Genomic DNA, 660 nt, shown 5'->3' with positions numbered 1-660 from the left:
CCAGGCCGGGACAGGCGGATCCGCCGCGGCCAGCGCACTCGCGCGGGTCGCGGCCGGGGATGTGGCCGCGCTCGCCGTCACCGACGCCGACGGGCGCTGGCGTCCCGACCGCCTCCAGGTGACGTTTCAGAAGGGGAGCGGGGCCGGCACGTCCGCGCGGGTGACCCTCGACGGGGTCGCGCCCTTCGTCCTGGACGCCCCCGGCGCTCGCAGCCTCGTCGTCGCGGCCGTGCCGCAGCCAGGCGGCGGGCCCGATCTCTTCCTCGTCGACACCGACGAGCCCGGGGCGGACGTCACCCGCCTGGACACCCTCGACCTCACCCGGGCCCAAGCCCAGATCACCTTCACCGGGGCGGTCGCGACCCGGCTCACCCACGGCGCAACCGCGGCTGCAACAGTCGGCCCCGCGCTCGACACCGCAGGTGTGGTGCTCGCCGCCGAGCAACTCGGTGGCGCGCAGGCGTGCCTGGACATGACCGTCGCCTATGTGAAGGAGCGCCGGCAGTTCGGCCGTCCCATCGGCGGGTTCCAGGCCGTCAAGCATCTGTGCGCGGACCTGCTCGTGCTTGTGGAGATGTCGCGCTCGGCCGTGGACCGCGCGCTGCTCGCCGCGGGTACACCCGCGTTCACCGAGGCGGCGGCGGTGGCCCAGGCCTGGTG

At 75.2% G+C, this 660-nt stretch carries 1 protein-coding gene; it reads left to right on the top strand.

Annotated elements, in window-relative coordinates; translation table 11 throughout:
• A partial coding sequence (locus U9980_RS06045) for an acyl-CoA dehydrogenase family protein (RefSeq protein WP_322767047.1) occupies nt 1-660 on the top strand: 660 nt, incomplete at both ends.

Source organism: Protofrankia sp. Cr1 (assembly GCF_963555865.1).
In the GTDB taxonomy this organism is placed as follows: domain Bacteria; phylum Actinomycetota; class Actinomycetes; order Frankiales; family Frankiaceae; genus Protofrankia.
This window is presented reverse-complemented; position numbering and strand designations above follow the sequence as displayed.